Source organism: Streptomyces actuosus (assembly GCF_016921115.1).
Lineage (GTDB): Bacteria > Actinomycetota > Actinomycetes > Streptomycetales > Streptomycetaceae > Streptomyces > Streptomyces actuosus_A.
In genome coordinates this window covers 184,894-200,984 of record NZ_JAFFZS010000003.1, presented here as the reverse complement: position 1 = coordinate 200,984, position 16,091 = coordinate 184,894, and the positions used below count along the sequence as shown (strand labels likewise).

Here is a 16,091-nt window from a genome sequence, read left to right as displayed (position 1 = left end):
AGGCAGCGCCGGGGTTGTAACTTTCGATGGAGGCCCCCACGTGCTCCGTTTCCTTAGGCTGGAAGGACTGTGAACACCACCGCTCCCGCTCTCACCCCGACCACCCGTGCCCTGGCCTGGTGCCTGCATCTGCTGATCGTCGCGCTGCTCGCCCTCGCCGGCGCCCGGGCCGTGGTCGACGGCCGGCAGCACGCCGGGGCGATCGTCGCCGCGGCGGCGCTGTGCGGTCTGGTGTACGCGGCCGGACCGCTCCTGCCCGGTGTCCGCCGCTCCCGCCGGGCCGCGGTGTGGTGGCTGGCCGCGGTGGGGGCCGCATGGCTGATGCTGCTGGTGCTGTCCGCGGACGGCGTGTGGTTGGCCTTCCCCCTGTACTTCCTCCAGCTCCATCTGCTGCCGCGGCGCTCCGGCCTGGTCGCCGTGGCCGCGACCGCCCTGGCCGCGACGGGTGCCTTCGCCGCTCACCAGGGCTCGTTCAGCCCGGCCATGGCGATCGGCCCGGCGCTCGGCGCCGCGGTCGCGGTCGCCGTGGTGTGGGGGTACCAGGCCCTGTACCGGGAGAGCGAGCACCGCAGGCGTCTGATCGAGGAACTGACCGCCACCCGCGCCGATCTCGCCGAGGCCCAGCACACCGCCGGGGTGCTGGCCGAACGGGAACGTCTGGCCCGCGAGATCCACGACACCCTCGCACAGGGGTTCTCCAGCATCCAGCTCCTGCTGAGTGCCGCCGAGCGGACCCTGCCCGACACCTCGGGAAACGCCGCCCGCTATGTCACCCAGGCCCGCCAGGCCGCCGCGGACAATCTCGTCGAGGCCCGCCGCTTCGTGGCCGCTCTCACGCCGCCCGCGCTCGAAGGGACCACCCTCGCGGACGCGCTGGAACGCCTGTGCGCCACGACCGGCGCGCGGCACCGGATCGCCGCCCGCTTCCGCGTGACCGGCACGGCGGTGCCCCTGCCGACGGCCGTCGAGGTGGCTCTGTTGCGCGTGGCCCAGTCCGCTCTGGCGAACACCGTCCGCCACGCGCACGCGACCACGGCCGAGGTCGCCCTCCGTCACCTCGGGGACCACGTCGCCCTGGACGTCGTCGACGACGGTGTCGGGTTCGACCCCGGCCGGCTCCCCGCCCCGGACCCGGCGAGCGGCGGATTCGGGCTGGCCGCGATGCGCGCGCGGATCCACGATCTGGACGGAACCCTGACCCTGCGGTCGTCCCCGGGCCAGGGCACGGCCCTCACCGTCCGGCTGCCCCTCGCGGCTCTCCCGGCGTCCCCTCCCACTCCTCCTCCCACTCCTCCTTCCGCATCTCCTTCCGCATCTCCTTCTGCTCCTGCTGTCTCCTCCTCCGCGAACGACCCCGAGGACCGCCCGTGACCGCGCCCCCCATCCGCCTCCTGCTCGCCGACGACCATCCGGTGGTGCGGGCCGGCCTGCGTGCCGTGCTGGAGACCGAGCCGGGCCTGGAGGTGGTGGCCGAGGCGGCCACCGCCGAGGATGCGGTCGCGCGCGCCGCCGAGGGCGACATCGACGTCGTCCTGATGGACCTGCAGTTCGGCAGGGGGATGAGCGGGGCGGAGGCCACGGCCGCGATCACCGCCCGCCCGGCCGCCCCGCGGGTCGTCGTCGTCACCACCTACGACTCCGATGCGGACACCCTGCCCGCGATCGAGGCCGGTGCCACCGGCTACCTTCTGAAGGACGCACCGCCCGAGGATCTGGCGGCCGCCGTGCGCACCGCTGCCGCCGGCCGCACCACCCTGGCCCCGGCGGTCGCCGACCGGCTCATGAACCGGCTGCGGTCGCCCGGCACCTCCCTGACCCGGCGGGAGACGGAGGTCCTGGCCCTGGTTGCCGACGGCCTGTCCAACCAGGCCATCGGCCGGCGGCTCCACCTCACGGAGGGCACCGTCAAGTCCCATCTGGCCCGGGTCTACGCCAAGCTCGGTGTCGACTCCCGCACCGCCGCGGTCGCAGCCGCGACCGGCCTCGGCCTGATCCGACGCTGAGCGGGCGGCCGCCGACCACCCGCCACGAGCCACCGTCCAGCCACCCGCCGCCCGGACCGGGGCGCGGTGTGTCCCACCCCGCCCCGCGCCCGCACACCATCCGGTACTCCGCGCCGTGGACGGTCCCGCAGCACCACGGGGCACATGTCAGGGAGCGAGCGAGAAGTAGTTCTCCTCCTCCTGCGTGAAGTGCAGGCGCAGGACCGTGTTCAGGCCGTAGAGGCAGGAGCGCAGGTCGTCGAGCTGCTCGGGTGCCAGTTCGCCCTCGGCGTGGGCCAGTTGCAGATGGGTGGCGATACGTCGGGACAGGCGCTCGATCTCGGTGTGGGCGCGGCTCATGGTGGCGGTGGCCTCGGGTCCGCCGAGGGTCGGGGCCAGGGCCGGGTAGAGCTGGTGCTCCTCTGCGTACTCGTGCGGCAGGAGACGCTCCGTCAGCAGCCGGTGGGTGTCCTCGACGGCGGCCAGGGCGGTCGGGCCGGGGGTACCGGAGAGGCGGTCGGCGGCGTCGCGCACGGCTTCGAGGACGTCCTGCAGATCATCGTGCTCGGCGGCGAACCGGTGGATGAGGGCCTCGGCCGCCGGGGTGAGGGCCGGCCGCACGGCCCGGTCGACCCGCAGGGCGCGCAGGGCGTTGAGGATGACGGCGACGTCGATGCCTTCCTGGAGCAGCGCGCCGACGGCCGGCGGCAGCAGGCCGGCGGCGGCCGCCGCCATGGCGGCCAGCGACATCAGCATGCCGCCCAGGGCGCTCTGCACGGCGATCCGCCGGGCACGCTGGGCGATGGACACGGCGTCGGCCAGGCGGTCCACGCGGTCGGTGGTCAGGACGATGTCGGCGGCCTCGGAGGAGGCGGTGGACCCGCGCGCCCCCATGGCGACGCCGATGTCCGCCGCGGCGAGCGCCGGTGCGTCGTTGACGCCGTCGCCGACCATCACGGTGACCGCGCGTTCGCGTTCGGTGCGTACGGCGGCGACCTTGTCGGCCGGGCCGAGTTCGGCGCTCACGGCGTCGAGGCCGAGGACGGCGGCGACCTCCTGGGCGGGCGCGGCACGGTCGCCGGTGAGCATCACGAGCCGGTGGATCCCCGCCGCGCGCAGGTGGCGCAGGGTGCGCGGGGCGTCGTGGCGCAGGGGGTCGCGCAGCAGGACGGCTCCGGCCAGGTGCCCGTCGACGCTGAGCCAGGCGACGGCCGCGCCGTCGAGGAGGGCTCGGTTGTCCACCGCCGTGGCCCAGGCAGGCCGCGCGCCGCCCCCGGGACCGGGCCGGCCGACGGAGATCTGGTGCCCGTCCACCCGTCCGGTGACGCCCCGCCCGGCTTCCTCGCTGACGTCGTCGGGGAGCGACAGCTCCAGCCCCCGCTCGCGGGCGGTGTCGACGATGGCCCGGGCCAGGACGTGGGGCGAGTACTGGTCGAGCGATGCGGCCAGGCGGAGGACCTCCGCGGGCCGGATGTCGGGGGCGGCCGTGACGTCGAGGACGCGGGGCCGCCCGCGGGTGAGGGTGCCGGTCTTGTCGAGCAGGAGGGTGCGGGCCCGCCCCAGGTTCTCCAGGGCGCCGCCGTCGCGGACGACGACACCGAGGCGGGAGGCGCGGGAGATGCCGGAGACGACGGCGACCGGCGCGGCGAGCAGCAGCGGGCAGGGCGTGGCGACGACCAGGACGGCGACGGCGCGTACGGCGGAGCCGCTGAGCAGCCACGCCAGTCCCGCCACCGCGAGGGCCAGGGGCAGGAACCAGGCCGCGTAGCGGTCGGCCAGCCGGACGACGGGCGCGGACTCGGCCCCGGCCTGCCGGGCCAGCCGCACGATCGCGGCGTAGGTGCTGTCCTGCTCGGTGGCGTCGGCGCGCAGTTCGAAGGCGGCACCGGCGTTGACCGCGCCGCTGCGTACCCGTTCGCCCCGGCTCCGCTCGGCCTGGAGGGGCTCGCCGGTGAGCACCGACTCGTCGAGGACGGCGGCGGCGCTCTCGACGCGTCCGTCGACGGGGACGACTTCGCCGGAGCCGACGACGAGCAGGTCGCCGACGGCGACCTCGTCCAGGGGGATCGTGGAAACACCGGCGTCCGTGCGGCGGCGCGCCGAGCGAGGCGCGTGTTCCAGCAAGGCTCGCAGATCGTGGGAGGCGCGCCGGCGGGCGGCCGCTTCCAGGGTGCGGCCGGTGGCGAGCATCAGCGCGATCAGGGCACCGGCCAGGTACTCGCCGACGGCCAGTGTGCCGCCGAGTGCGAGCACGGCGATGAGGTCCACACCCGCGTGGCCGTGCCGCAGGGCGGCCAGTACCCAGCCCATCGCGGGTACGACGGCGGACACGGTGCCCAGGGCCCAGAACAGGTCCGCCGTGCCGGGGGCGCCGAGGAGCCACGCGACGACTCCGGCGGTCAGGGCTGCCGCCGTGACGGCCAGGAGCACCGTTTCGAACCGGGGGGAGGCGCCCTCGGCGGCCGGGCGGCGCAGCCGCTCGCGGAGGGTGGTGTGGTCCATGGCGCACCTCGGTCCTTCCGGGCGGCGGGCCGGTTCCCGTCCGTCGCCTCCCCCTCCATACAACGCGCGCGAGAGGTCCGGCGGCAGGGGACGTCCGGCCCTGCTCCCAGGGCCGGACAGCCGGTGCGGTCGCGGGAGGGTCACCCGGGGCGACGTCCGGTGTCGTCGAGGCGCAGGGCCAGGCGCGGGCAGGCGGCGACGGCGCGGCGGGCGTGGCCGCGGAGCCGGCCGGGGACGGTCGGGTCCGCGACGACGGGGTAGCCCCATTCGTCCAGGGCGATCAGCTCGGGGAGCAGTTCGGCGCACAGGCCCCGCCCGGTGCAGGCGATGCGGTCGACGCGCAGGGTGCGGGTGCCGGCGCGGGCGCGGTTCATCGCCAGGTCTCCGGGGGTGTGGCGGGCGGTACGGGGATGCGGGGCGTCCGGTGGGCGGCGGGGCAGGCGCCGCGGGTGAGGTGCCGTTCGATGTCCTCGGCGAAGGTGCGCAGCGCGGAGGCGGCGAGGCGGGCGGCTCCGTCCGGGTGGCGGCAGGCGCCGCGGTCCGGCAGCAGGGCGGTCCGGCGGTGCAGCCGGGAGGGCAGCTCGGGGTCGGCCCGTCCTGCGGCCAGCGTGGCGAAGTCCGCGGCGACGGCGGGCAGCCCGAACCGGCAGGGACCGCACTGCCGGGCTCCGTGGGCGGCCAGGTAGGCGAGGATGCGGGCCGTCTCGCACGGCCCGCAGGCCGAGGCGGGCAGTGCGACGAGCACGCCCGCCCCCGGTGCTGCGCCCAGCGGGGCGAGGTCGCGCCGGGTGAGGGGGGTGGGCAGGTGCTCGGGCGGCAGCCAGGTCCCGGCGAAGCCCCCGAGCAGGACCGCCTGCAGCGGCTCGGTGGGGCCGCCGGCACGGTCGAGGACGGCGGCGACCGGTGTGCCGAGCGCGACCTCCAGGACGGCCGGGACGGCGACGGCGCCGGAGACCGTGACGAGTGTGGTGCCGGGCTCCTGCGGTGTGCCGGCCTGCCGGAACCAGGCGGGTCCGTGCCGTGCGACGAGGGCGAGATGGGCGAGGGTCTCGGCGTTGTGGACGAGGGTGGGCCGCCCGGCCACGCCGCGGTCGTGCAGGCGCGGTGTGCCGCCGCGGGGGCGTGCCGGTCCCCCGTCGAGCCAGCGGGCCAGGGCGGTCGACTCGCTGGAGACGTAGGCGTGCGGGAGGGCGTGCAGGCGCATCCGCACCGGGTCGAGGCGGGCGTGGGCGCGTTCCTCGACGGCCGCACCCAGTTGCTGGAACTGGGCGTGACGGAGACGGGGCACGCATACGTGGACGGTGTCGGCGCCGACCGCGGTCGCGGCGAGGACGGCGCCGTCGAGGACGAGGTGGGGCGCGACGGCGAGCAGGAACTGGTCCTTGCGGCTGGCGGGCTCGCTCTCCATGGCGTTGACCACGACGACCGCGCGGCCGCGGGCCGCCGCGACGGCACGCAGCTTCCGCGCGGTGGGGAATCCGGCGCCGCCGCGCCCGGTGAGCCCGGCCTCCTCGACCACCGCTGCCAGGGTTGCCGCCACGCCGGCGCCGGCCCGTGCGGCCTTCGGGGGCGGCCCGTGCCGCCGCAGGTGGCCGGTCAGGTCGGCGGGACGGCCGGTGGCCCGCCAGCCGGCCAGCAGCCGGTCCGTCGCGGGATCGTCGGCTCCGGCTGCGGTGCCGTTCGGAGCGAGGGGCGCCGGGGCCGGGCCGTTCACCGTCCGCCTCCGGCAGTGATCGCCGCCGCGGCGGCGCGCTGGGCCCAGCCGGGCTGCAGCGCTCCGCTCGCCAGGAACGCGGTCAGCAGCACCGGGACGGCGCCGGCGGACAGGGCCGCCACCAGGCGTCCGGTGACCCGGCCCGGACCGGACCGGGCGAGCCGCCACCACACGGCGGCGACCACCGCGGCCAGGCACGCGGCGTACAGCCACAGCTGGAGGGGGAGCCGGGTGTCGGTGCCGGTTCCGACGCCGTGGAAGAGGGCGAGCGGCCACGCCGCGTACGCGGTCCAGTGCACCGCCTTCCAGCGCCGCACTCCCAGCCGCAGCCGCAGCGCGGTGGTCGCCAGCACCGCCAGCAGCAGATCCGAGGCGGCGGTGCCCAGGCCGAGCCAGAGCGGCCGGTACGACGCCCCGAACGGCAGCACGGCCACCGCCCAGCTCAGGTGCACGAACGGATCGAGCACCACCGTCGCCACGTGCACGGCGAGGAAGGCCAGGGTGAGCAGGGACAGGTTGCGGTGGAGCACACCGATCTCGAAGCGGCCGATCCGCCGGGGTGCCGCCCGCCCGCCGGAGGCGATGCCGAGCACCACGGTGGCGGTGAGCAGGATCAGCGCGACGGTGCCGCCGGCGCGGCCGGCGTACCACAGAGGGCTGCCGTTCAGGGCGAGGGTCGTCATCGCGGGCCTCCCGGGGCGGGGGCGCGGGTGTCGGGCGGCCAGCCGGCGAGTCGGACGACGGTGCCGTCGAGGCCGGTCAGCCGGGCGGGCAGGGCGGCGTCGCGCAGCCATGGCACGGCGCGGTCGCCGAGCACGACGGCCGCCGTGCTGGCGGCGTTGGCGTCCACGCAGGTGGAGGCGGCGACGGTGACGGTGCGCCAGACGGGCGCGGCGGGCTCTCCGCTGGCCGGGTCGACGATGTGGTGCAGGGTGCGTCCGCCGCGCCGCCAGGTGCGCACCCGGACGCCGGAGGTGGCCATCGCTCCGCTGTTCACCGCGACGGCGGGTCCCGGCCGGGTGCCGGGCCGTGCGTGGTCGTCGGCGAGTGCGATCCGCCAGCCCCCTTGCGGTGGGGTTCCGGCGACCGCAAGGTCGCCGCCGAGGCTGACCAGGACTCCGCTGCCGGTGGTGGCGGCGGCGCGGCGGGCGGCCCGGTCGGCGGCCAGGGCCTTGGCGGTGGCGCCCAGGTCGAGGCGGGTGTGCGGGGGCAGGCGGAGTCGCCGGGTGCGCCGGTCGAAGTCGATCCGCTGCCAGCCGGGCGCCGGGCGGGCCACAGGCACGGGGCGGGCGTCCTCGGGGCGGACGGAGGCGAAGGTGCGGTCGTAGCCGAGCGCGATGACGGCGCTGCCCACCGTCGGGTCGACGGCCCCGCCGGTGAGCCGCGCGGCCCGCAGGGCGGTGTGCAGGGCCTCCGCGAAGCGGGCGCTGACCGTCGTCGTGGTGCCCGCGCCCAGGTTGACGCGGGTGAGTTCCGAGTCGGGGCGGAAGCGGCTGCAGGTGAGGTCGGCGGCGGCCAGTTCGGCTCGCAGGACGAACTCGGCGGTGGACAGGGCGTCCGGGTCGGTGACGAGGAGGTCGGCGGTGGTGCCCAGGGCAGGGAAGACGAGGCGTGCGGGCGGGGGTGCCGGCGGGCGGGTGGTCATGACGCCCCCGTCGTGGTGTGCGGCTGCTGCCCGGTGGGGGTGGGAGGTTGGGCCGGGGGCTGGGGCGCCGCGGGGGTGGCACCGTCGTCGTCGTGCTCGCCCGGTTCGCCGTGCCCGCCGTCGTCGTCCCCCGCGGTCGTGGCCGGGGACGCCGCCGGTTGCCGCGCCGGTGCCGGGGCGGCCGAACCGCCCGGCAGGAGGTGGGTGTACAGGCCGCCGAGCGCGGCGGCGCCGGCTGCGGCAGTGACGGCGATCCACCGGGTCAGCCGCCGGCTGCGGCGGAGTCCGCGTTGCCGTGCCTGTGCGGAGGGGGCCGGCGGGACGCTCGGGTCGAAGTCGTGGGGCGGGGAGGTCATGGCAGCGCTCCTGGTGGACGTGCGGCCCGGATCGGCTGCGTGCACTCTCCAGCCTGTGCCGCGGGTGCTCAGGAACCCGCTCACGTCTTCTTCAGAACCGGTGAAGATCTCGGCGCGCCCCGTCCCCGCCCGTCCTGCGGCCACAGCGGGAGATCCAGGACGACGGTCAGCCCTCCGCCGGGGGTGTCCTCCAGCCGTGCGGTGCCGCCGTTGGCCGTGACCAGCCGGTGGACGATGGCCAACCCGAGTCCGGTGCCCCGGGCCTCGGGGTTGCCGAACCGGCGGAAGGCAACCGCCTTCGCCCCGTCCGTCATCCCGGGTCCGTCGTCCCGCACCCGTATCCGGGCGGTGCCGCCCGCGGCGCGGTGGTCGACGGTGACCGTCCCGCCGGCGGGGACGGCGTCGACGGCGTTGGCGATCAGGTTGTCCAGGATCTGCTCCAAGTGGCCGGTGCCGAGTGCGACGGCCGGGGTCGGCCCGCCGGACACGCCGGCCAGCCGGACACCGCGTTCCTGGGCGACGGGCGTCCAGGCGGCCAAACGCTCGGTCACCACCTCCCCGACCCGCACGGCGGTGGGGCGGGGTGTGGCCTGCTCGGCGCGGGCGACCGCGAGGAGTCCGTCCACGAGCCGGGACAACCGGGCGATCTCCTCCTGGGCGGCGGCGAGTTCATCCGCGGTGTCGCGGTCGGCCCCGGCGGCGAGGACGTCGAGCCGCAGCCGCAGCGCGGCCAGCGGGGTGCGCAGTTGGTGGGACACATCGGCGATCACGGCCCGGTGGCCGTGCACCAAGGCCTCGGTGCGCGCCGCCATGGTGTTGAACGTGGCGGCCAGCCGGCGCACCTCAGGCGGTCCTCCGCCGACGTCGGCCCGTTCCCCGAGGGCGCCCTCGCCCAGTCGCCGGGCGCTGGCGTCCAGGGTCGACAGGGGGCGGCTGACCCAGCGGGCGAGGCGGACGGACAGCAGCACGGACGCGGCCAGCCCGGCCGTGCCGATCGCGGCGGACCAGCCCCAGATCGCGGCGATGCGGGCGTCGAGCGGGGACGCGGAGCGGGCCAGCACGACGGCTCCGGCGGGCCGGCGCACCTCGCCGGCGGGTTCCGCCGCCAGCAGCCGGCCCTCGTTCTCCGGCGGCTCCGGTTCGTGCCCGGCCAGCACCTCCGCCACGAGTTCCTGCGCCTCCTCGCCCTGCGCCGCCGTGCAGGGGGTGGCGGCCACCAGGTGCCGGGTGGCGTCGTACACGGCGGCGCAGTCGCCGACCCGGGCGGCGGCGGTGAGCTCGCGCCGCATGGTGGTCGCGGACTTGTGGTCGGAGAGGTGTTCCTCGGCCGCCGCGGCGATGACGCGGGTGGCCGCTCGCTGGCTGTCGCGGTAGGCGACCCGCTCGCGCGCCGTCATCGACACCGCCAGCGGTACGACCGCCAGCACGAGCAGCACGCAGGTGAGGGTCAGGAGGGTCCAGGTGATGCGGCGGGTCACGGCCGCTCCTCCGGCTGCCGGTCCGCGCGGACCGTGCCGAGCCGGAATCCGTGCCCGTAGACCGTCTCGATCAGGCCCGGTGCGGCGAGTTTGCGGCGCAGCGCGGCGACATGGACGTCCAGCACCTTGGTCGGGCCGTACCAGTGGGCGTCCCAGGCCCGTTCCAGGATCTGCTGCCGGCTGACCACCCGGCCCGGGTCGGCGGCCAGGCACTCCAGGATGGAGAACTCCTTCGGGGTCAGGGTCACCGTGCGTCCGTCGACTGCGACGTGCCGGGTGCGCAGGTCGAGCGCGAGCGGCCCGTGGCGCAGGATCTCCGGCTCGGCCGGGCGCCGGCGGCGCAGCACGGCTCGGATCCGGGCCAGCAGCTCGGCCAACCCGAACGGTTTGACGAGGTAGTCGTCTGCGCCTTCGTCCAGGGCCACCACGCGGTCCGCCTCCTCGCCCCGGGCGGTCACGGCGATGATCGCGGCGTCCGAGCGGGCGCGGAGCCGGCGGCAGACCTCGACGCCGTCGACGTCGGGAAGTCCCAGGTCGAGCAGCACCACATCGGGCGACGGGGCTGCCAGGGCCGCCCGGCCGGTCCGGACGCCCTCGACGGCGTATCCGGCCTGCCGCAGGCCGCGCACGAGGGATTCCGCGATGCCCCGGTCGTCCTCGACCACGAGCACGCGCGTGCTGCCGTCCCTGTCGGTGGCCCGGGTGCTCATGGGGTGTCGGCCGCCTTCCGGTCCGGGGATGCGCCCGCGTCAGGCCGCGGCGCCGACGCGGTGGCGCAGGTTGTGGAACTGGCGGGTCTGCATGACGAAGTGCGCGGGCTCGCCGAACAGGACGTCGAACAGCCGGGTGAGCGGATGCGGGTGGCTCCGGCCGCGGGTGCGCACCACCAGGCGGGTTCCGCCGTCGGGGGTCGGCCGCAGGTGGAAGCCCCAGATCCCGTCCGCGCGCGCCCGCGGCACGGCGTCGTACTGCGGGTCGAAGGAGCGGCCGCCGGGCAGACGCAGGTCGGAGCGCAGGACAAGGGTCCGGTTCGGCTCCAGGCGGGCCACGGTGAACCAGGCGTTGCCGTCACGCGTCGCGGTCAGCCGCTGCCCCTCCTCCAGTTGCTGCCAGTCGGGCTCGATGCGCTCCGCGCTCGGTTCCCCGCAGTGGTCGAGGCGGTCCCAGCTGTACCAGCCCGCGCGATCGGCTCCCATCTGCGCCAGCCAGGGCCAGACCTCCTCGGGCGGCGCGGGCAGGGTGGTGGCCATGGTGGAGGCGGTGTCGGCGTCGGGGAACAGTTCGTCGCCGGGGTAGTCGGCCGCTGCCTCGTCCGGTGTCGCACCCCAGCTCAGCAGGCGTGGCCGCAGTCGCCGCGCATACAGTACGGACGCCGCGCAGAGCGTGAGGGGCAGCAGGCGGGCTCCCCGCCGCCGCCCGCATTCGGGCTGCTGGGACATGGTGTCCTCCCTGATCGTCGGGGAGCGGACCCGGCTGCCGGCGGAGCCGGTCGCCTGCTCCCGGCTTACCGGGTCGGGGGCGGCTCGCGCGAGAGCCGGTCGGTCCCGTGGTGGGGCCGGTCGGTCCCGCGCCCTCGCGGCAGGTCCCGGACGCCCCGCGCTTCCGCCTCCACCCGCCGCGTGGTGGCTCGTGGCCGGTCAGTGCCGGACGCCCGTTCCGCCTCCCGCCCGGGCCGTTCCGCCTCGCGCCGGCTCCGTGCCGACCTGCGACCGGCCGGCCCGGCTGCCCGGTCGATCCCGCCCCGCGCTCCTCGCCGGTCATGAGCGGTGTCCGGTCGGTCCTGTCGCCCTGCCCACCCGGGCCCGGACCGGCGTGCGCGCACCGCCGGGGCGCGCCGGGTGTGCCGGGCGCGCCCTCTCCTCGCCGTCCGGCACCCGGGTGCTGGTGCCGCCTGCCGAGGCCTCCGTACCCCTCGGGTGCCCGCGCGCACCGTCCCTCGCGTGGCCGCGAGCACCACGTCCGCCTTCTGCTCGACGGCCCGCCACCAGCGGGCGGCACGGCGCGGAGGGTCCCCTGGCGGTGGCATCACCGGTCCCCTGGCGGTGGCATCACCCGTCCGGGGGAAGGCGACGGTTCCGGCCGGACACCGGACCGCCGGGTCCCGCGGCCGGAGGCCCGGAGCCGCCGTCGCCCCGTGGGGACGCCGCTCGCGCCGCGCGCTCGGGCCGGCCCGCGGGGCCGTTCCCGAGGCGTCGCGGATCGCCGCAGGTTGTGAGACACGAGCACCGGGCAGGGACAATGGAGGGCATGTCCGCGCAGGCCACCACGGTCACGACGGACGACGGCGCACGTCTCCACGTCACCGTCGCCGGTGACCCGGACGCACCCCTGACAGCGGTGCTCTGCCACGGCTACATGCTCGACGCCACCGCCTGGCAGTTCCAGGTCCCCGACCTCGGCCGGGTCTCCCGCCTGGTCCTGTTCGACCAGCGCGGCCACGGCCGATCCACGCTCGGCGCGGCCCCGGTCACCGTCGAGCGCCTGGGCGACGACCTCCGCCAGGTGCTGGGGGCAACGGCCCCGACCGGGCCGGTGGTGCTCGTCGGCCATTCCATGGGCGGTATGGCGATCATGGCCCTGGCCTCCGCGTGTCCCGAACTGTTCGGGACCCGGGTCGCGGGGACGGCTCTGCTGTCGACGTCGGCCGGGCAGCTGAACGGCACGCCGATGGGGCTGCCGCCCGCGGCGGCCCGGGTCCTGCACCTGGCCCTGGCCACCGGTCTGCCGCGGCTGGCCCGCGTGCCGCGGGCCGTGGACACCGTGCGCCGCTACACCGGCCGGATCGCCTTCCTGCTGAGCCGGCCGCTGCTGTACGGGGACCCGGTGGACCCCATCGCCGCCCGGCTCACCATCCAGGCCATGACCCGAGTGCCCACGATGACCATCGCCGCCTGCTATCCGGCGCTCATGGCGCACGACCAGCTGGCGGCCCTTCCCGTGCTGGCCCGGTGCCCGGTCCTCGTCGCGGTGGGCGCGCAGGACCAGATCACGCCCGCCTCGCACAGCGCCACCCTCGCCGCCGGAATCCCCTCCGCCGATCTCGCGGTGGTGCCGAGGGCCTCGCACCTGCTGCCGCTGGAACGTCCGGCCGAGGTCAACCGGCTCCTGCTGGAACTGGTGGCCCGCAGTACGGCGGACGCGGTCGGTGGCAACGGGTTGCCCCGGGCCCGAGCCCGTCGCCGTCGGCGGCGTCCGTAGGCTCGCGCCTTCCGGCCCGGGCCCCGTGCCGGAGGGCGTGCGGGGGCGGGTCCGGCGGCTCGCCGGTGGGGCCGCGGCCGCCCATGATGGTGGGGAGGGTCCTTCGGGCCCCGGGTCCGCCTCGACGGAGACGGGCAGTGTGACCCTGACCGTGCGACCGGCGGCCGATCCGCACCCGCCGACGTCACACCGTGCGCGAAGGAGGGAGTCATGAGGGTCGGAGTGCTGACCGGTGGCGGCGACTGCCCCGGTCTCAACGCCGTGATCCGCAGCGTCGTGCGCAAGGGTGTCCAGGAGTACGGCTTCGACTTCGTCGGTCTGCGGGACGGCTGGCGCGGTGCGCTGGAGGGCAAAGTGGTGCCGCTGGCCGTCTCCGACGTGCGGGGGATCCTTCCGCGCGGCGGAACGATCCTCGGCTCCTCCCGTACGAATCCGTACAAGCACGAGGACGGGGTGCAGCGCGTCAGGGACACCCTGGCCGAGTACCGCGTCGACGCGCTGGTCGTGATCGGGGGCGAGGACACCCTCGGTGCGGCCACCGAGCTGAGCCGCGAGGGCATCCGGCTGGTCGGCGTGCCGAAGACGATCGACAACGACGTGGTCGGCACCGACTACACCTTCGGGTTCGACACCGCCGTCGGCATCGCGACGGAGGCCATCGACCGGCTCCACACCACCGCCGAGTCCCATATGCGCACCCTGGTGGTGGAGGTGATGGGCCGGCATTCGGGATGGATCGCGCTGCACGCCGGCGTGGCCGGCGGCGCGAACGTCATCCTCATCCCGGAGCGGCCGTTCGACATCGACCAGGTCTGCGCGTGGGTGCAGAGCCGATTCAAGATCAACTACGCGCCGATCGTCGTCGCCGCCGAGGGTGCCGCACCCAAGGAGGGACAGATGGTGCTCAAGGACCGCTCGCTGGACGAGTACGGCCATGTGCGGCTGTCCGGCATCGGCGAGTGGCTGGCGCAGGAGATCGCGCGGCGCACCGGCACGGACGCCCGCACCACGGTGCTCGGTCACATCCAGCGCGGCGGGACTCCGAGTGCCTTCGACCGGTGGCTGGCCACGCGCTTCGGACTGCACGCGATCGACGCGGTCGCGCAGGGCGACTTCGGCACGATGGTCGCCCTGCGCGGCACCGACGTCGTTCTACTGCCGCTGGACGGCAGCAGGCCGAAGACCAAGCTCGTCGACCCGTCGTTGTACGACGAGTTCGAAGTGTTCTTCGGCTGACCGTCGCCGAGGTCGCGGTCAGGACTCCGCCTCCCCGAGCGCGCCGGAGCCGCTCGGGGCCGCGTACCGGTCCGCCGGTGCGCGACGGCGGTCGCTGTCAGGGCGTGGCCGAGGTCCCGCCGCGGCCGCGGCGGGACGGTGCCCGGCGTACGGTCACAGCGGCCATCCGGCGACCTGGTGGGCGCCCGGCCGGGGCGAACCCGCGTGCTCGATGTCGCGTTCAGCGGCGTTCAGCAGCTTCTCGGCGAGGTCGCGCATGGCCCGGCCGGCCGCCAGTTCCTCGCCGATGCCCGGGTCGTCGCGGTCCGCGGGGTTGCGGTGGGCCGTCCCGTGGCCCGTGACCGCGGTCGTCCCCGTGTCCAGGACCACGTGCGCCTGTGTCGTCCCGTGCTCGTCCTCGAAGAGGTGAAGACGTGCCTTCCATTCCGATGAGTGCGTCATCGTTGTCCACCTCGCCTCGCTGCGGACCGATCAGGTCCGTCCGCTCTGTTGCCTACCCCTGCCGCGGCCCTCCGCCGCCGGTCCCCGATGCGGATCCCTGCCACGGGCTCCGTCGCGGACCCTGTCGTGTGCGGTCATGGATCCTCACGGATCGCCGACACGGCCGCACCGTGCGCGACGTCCCGCCGGACGCGGTCGGTCAGCGCGCCGAGACGCGCCGACGCGGTCGCCCCTGGCGCACGCGGGGCCCGGATCCTGCGCGCCGCCGGGGGCAGCAGGTCCAGATCCGCCGCGAGTCTTTGCCGGCACACGTCGACGGTGGGGCTCGCGCCAGTACGCTGCCCGTCCCGCATCACCGTCTCCAGCAGGGGGACACCGTCGGAGGGCGGCGGCTCGTCGGCGAGGCCGATCACGTCGGCGCACCGCCTGCGCCGGAACACCTGCTTGGCACCCGGTGCCGTCACCTTGCCGGACGAGAGCTTCATCACCGGACGGCCGTCGTACTCCACCATCTTGTACGCCGAGTCCAGATACGGCGCGTCGGCCGAGACACCGACCCGGGTGCCGACGGCATAGGTGTCGACCGGTGCCCCGGAGCGGACCAGGTCCTCCACGGCGAACTCGTCGAGCCCGCCGCTGACGACGATCCGGACGTCGGGCAGGCCTGCGGTGTCGAGGAGCAAGCGGCTCCGCTCCGCCAGGGCGCCGAGGTCACCGCTGTCCAGGCGCACCGCGGAGCCCGGGCCCCGGTCGAGGTCGCGCAGCACACGGGCCGCGGTGCGGACGCCCTCCTCGGTGTCGTAGGTGTCCACCAGGAGGGTCACCGGACCGGGGTGGGCCCGTGCGAAGGCGCGGAACGCCTGCTCCTCCGTACGGAACGCCTCCACGTAGGAGTGGGCCATCGTGCCGACGGCGGGTGTTCCGAGGGCCGTGGCCGCGGCGACGTTGCTGGTCCCGGCGAAACCGGTCAGCGCACCGAGCCGGGCGGCCTGGAAGCCGGCCTGCGGTCCGTGGGTGCGCCGGAGGGAGAAGTCCACGACGGGGTGCCCGGCCGCCGCGAGGACGCAGCGCACCGCCTTCGAGGCGATCGCGGTCTGGTGGCTGAGCACGTTGAGCACGTACGTCTCGACGATCTGGGCCTGCGGCAGGGGCGCGGTGACCTCCAGCAGCGGCTCCCCCGCGAGGACGACTCGCCCTTCCGGAACCGCCCGCACCGAGCCGGTGAACTCCAGGCCGAGGAGGGGTTCCAGGTCCCGTCGCGGCCGGTGCAGCGCGGCGGCGAAGGCGTCGACGTCCTCCGGGCCCACCTGCAGGGCGGCCAGGTGGGCCAGGGCCGATTCCAGTCCGGCGGCCACCAGGAAGCCCCGGTCGGGGGGAAGTTCACGGACGAAGAGACTGAACGTCGCGGGGGCGGTCATCCCCTCCCGCAGATAGGACATGGCCATGGTGACCTCGTAGAGGTCGGTGGTCAGGGCATCGGACACCGCCGTCACCTCCTCGTCCCCGTCCGCTCCGGGTGCCCCTCGCCGGCCCCGCGCG

15 protein-coding genes are annotated in these 16,091 nt (G+C 76.0%); 4 read left to right on the top strand and 11 right to left on the bottom strand.

Translation table 11 applies throughout. The features are described from left to right. Positions 1 to 69 precede the first annotated feature (69 nt). On the top strand, positions 70 to 1,371 hold the full coding sequence (locus JS756_RS05990) for a sensor histidine kinase (RefSeq protein WP_205381885.1): 1,302 nt from the start codon (positions 70 to 72) through the stop codon (positions 1,369 to 1,371). Then, on the top strand, positions 1,368 to 2,003 hold the full coding sequence (locus tag JS756_RS05985) for a response regulator (RefSeq protein ID WP_205381884.1): 636 nt from the start codon (positions 1,368 to 1,370) through the stop codon (positions 2,001 to 2,003). Before JS756_RS05990 ends, JS756_RS05985 begins: the two co-directional genes overlap by 4 nt. A 147-nt stretch (positions 2,004 to 2,150) precedes the next feature. On the opposite strand, the gene JS756_RS05980 is transcribed toward JS756_RS05985, so the two are convergent. The 9 genes from JS756_RS05980 to JS756_RS05940 form a co-directional block, all read right to left on the bottom strand. After that, positions 2,151 to 4,484, bottom strand: a complete 2,334-nt coding sequence (locus JS756_RS05980) for a heavy metal translocating P-type ATPase (RefSeq protein ID WP_205381883.1) — start codon at positions 4,482 to 4,484, stop codon at positions 2,151 to 2,153. Between the two features lie 140 nt (positions 4,485 to 4,624). Further along, positions 4,625 to 4,858, bottom strand: a complete 234-nt coding sequence (locus tag JS756_RS05975) for a ferredoxin (RefSeq protein WP_205381882.1) — start codon at positions 4,856 to 4,858, stop codon at positions 4,625 to 4,627. After that, positions 4,855 to 6,198 (bottom strand): NADH-ubiquinone oxidoreductase-F iron-sulfur binding region domain-containing protein, encoded by a 1,344-nt coding sequence (locus tag JS756_RS05970; RefSeq protein ID WP_205381881.1) that lies wholly within the window; start codon positions 6,196 to 6,198, stop codon positions 4,855 to 4,857. Before JS756_RS05970 ends, JS756_RS05975 begins: the two co-directional genes overlap by 4 nt. Then, positions 6,195 to 6,881, bottom strand: coding sequence for a ferric reductase-like transmembrane domain-containing protein (locus JS756_RS05965; RefSeq protein ID WP_205381880.1), 687 nt, complete (start codon positions 6,879 to 6,881; stop codon positions 6,195 to 6,197). The genes JS756_RS05970 and JS756_RS05965 overlap by 4 nt, the downstream gene beginning before the upstream one ends. Continuing rightward, positions 6,878 to 7,843 carry an FAD:protein FMN transferase gene (locus tag JS756_RS05960; protein ID WP_205381879.1) on the bottom strand — a complete coding sequence of 322 codons (966 nt, stop codon included), beginning with the start codon at positions 7,841 to 7,843 and terminating at the stop codon, positions 6,878 to 6,880. The genes JS756_RS05965 and JS756_RS05960 overlap by 4 nt, the downstream gene beginning before the upstream one ends. Next, positions 7,840 to 8,199, bottom strand: coding sequence for a hypothetical protein (locus tag JS756_RS05955; RefSeq protein WP_205381878.1), 360 nt, complete (start codon positions 8,197 to 8,199; stop codon positions 7,840 to 7,842). The genes JS756_RS05960 and JS756_RS05955 overlap by 4 nt, the downstream gene beginning before the upstream one ends. 80 nt (positions 8,200 to 8,279) lie before the next feature. Further along, complete coding sequence (locus JS756_RS05950; protein WP_205381877.1) at positions 8,280 to 9,677, bottom strand: sensor histidine kinase; 1,398 nt, start codon at positions 9,675 to 9,677, stop codon at positions 8,280 to 8,282. Further along, complete coding sequence (locus tag JS756_RS05945; RefSeq protein WP_205381876.1) at positions 9,674 to 10,387, bottom strand: response regulator transcription factor; 714 nt, start codon at positions 10,385 to 10,387, stop codon at positions 9,674 to 9,676. Before JS756_RS05945 ends, JS756_RS05950 begins: the two co-directional genes overlap by 4 nt. Positions 10,388 to 10,426: 39 nt before the next feature. Continuing rightward, positions 10,427 to 11,116 (bottom strand): SRPBCC family protein, encoded by a 690-nt coding sequence (locus tag JS756_RS05940; protein WP_205381875.1) that lies wholly within the window; start codon positions 11,114 to 11,116, stop codon positions 10,427 to 10,429. Between the two features lie 808 nt (positions 11,117 to 11,924). Between JS756_RS05940 and JS756_RS05935 the strand changes: the two genes are divergently transcribed. Next, positions 11,925 to 12,875, top strand: coding sequence for an alpha/beta fold hydrolase (locus tag JS756_RS05935; protein ID WP_205381874.1), 951 nt, complete (start codon positions 11,925 to 11,927; stop codon positions 12,873 to 12,875). A gap of 210 nt (positions 12,876 to 13,085) precedes the next feature. Next, the gene (locus tag JS756_RS05930; RefSeq protein WP_205381873.1) at positions 13,086 to 14,111 is read left to right on the top strand and encodes a 6-phosphofructokinase; all 1,026 of its coding nucleotides are present in this window, start codon (positions 13,086 to 13,088) and stop codon (positions 14,109 to 14,111) included. Between the two features lie 153 nt (positions 14,112 to 14,264). Here the strand turns inward: JS756_RS05930 and JS756_RS05925 are convergent, their stop codons facing one another. Both JS756_RS05925 and JS756_RS05920 read right to left on the bottom strand, forming a co-directional pair. After that, complete coding sequence (locus tag JS756_RS05925; RefSeq protein ID WP_205381872.1) at positions 14,265 to 14,552, bottom strand: dsRBD fold-containing protein; 288 nt, start codon at positions 14,550 to 14,552, stop codon at positions 14,265 to 14,267. A 134-nt stretch (positions 14,553 to 14,686) separates the two neighbouring features. Then, positions 14,687 to 16,036 carry a nicotinate phosphoribosyltransferase gene (locus JS756_RS05920; RefSeq protein WP_205381871.1) on the bottom strand — a complete coding sequence of 450 codons (1,350 nt, stop codon included), beginning with the start codon at positions 16,034 to 16,036 and terminating at the stop codon, positions 14,687 to 14,689. Between the last annotated feature and the right edge of the window lie 55 nt (positions 16,037 to 16,091).

Coding starts and splice junctions, on each gene's coding strand:
- JS756_RS05965 (WP_205381880.1), bottom strand. CDS start 6,881: ATGACGACCCTCGCCCTGAACGGCAGCCCTCTGTGGTACGCCGGCCGC.
- JS756_RS05935 (WP_205381874.1), top strand. CDS start 11,925: ATGTCCGCGCAGGCCACCACGGTCACGACGGACGACGGCGCACGTCTC.
- JS756_RS05945 (WP_205381876.1), bottom strand. CDS start 10,387: ATGAGCACCCGGGCCACCGACAGGGACGGCAGCACGCGCGTGCTCGTG.
- JS756_RS05925 (WP_205381872.1), bottom strand. CDS start 14,552: ATGACGCACTCATCGGAATGGAAGGCACGTCTTCACCTCTTCGAGGAC.
- JS756_RS05980 (WP_205381883.1), bottom strand. CDS start 4,484: ATGGACCACACCACCCTCCGCGAGCGGCTGCGCCGCCCGGCCGCCGAG.
- JS756_RS05955 (WP_205381878.1), bottom strand. CDS start 8,199: ATGACCTCCCCGCCCCACGACTTCGACCCGAGCGTCCCGCCGGCCCCC.
- JS756_RS05940 (WP_205381875.1), bottom strand. CDS start 11,116: ATGTCCCAGCAGCCCGAATGCGGGCGGCGGCGGGGAGCCCGCCTGCTG.
- JS756_RS05960 (WP_205381879.1), bottom strand. CDS start 7,843: ATGACCACCCGCCCGCCGGCACCCCCGCCCGCACGCCTCGTCTTCCCT.
- JS756_RS05930 (WP_205381873.1), top strand. CDS start 13,086: ATGAGGGTCGGAGTGCTGACCGGTGGCGGCGACTGCCCCGGTCTCAAC.
- JS756_RS05975 (WP_205381882.1), bottom strand. CDS start 4,858: ATGAACCGCGCCCGCGCCGGCACCCGCACCCTGCGCGTCGACCGCATC.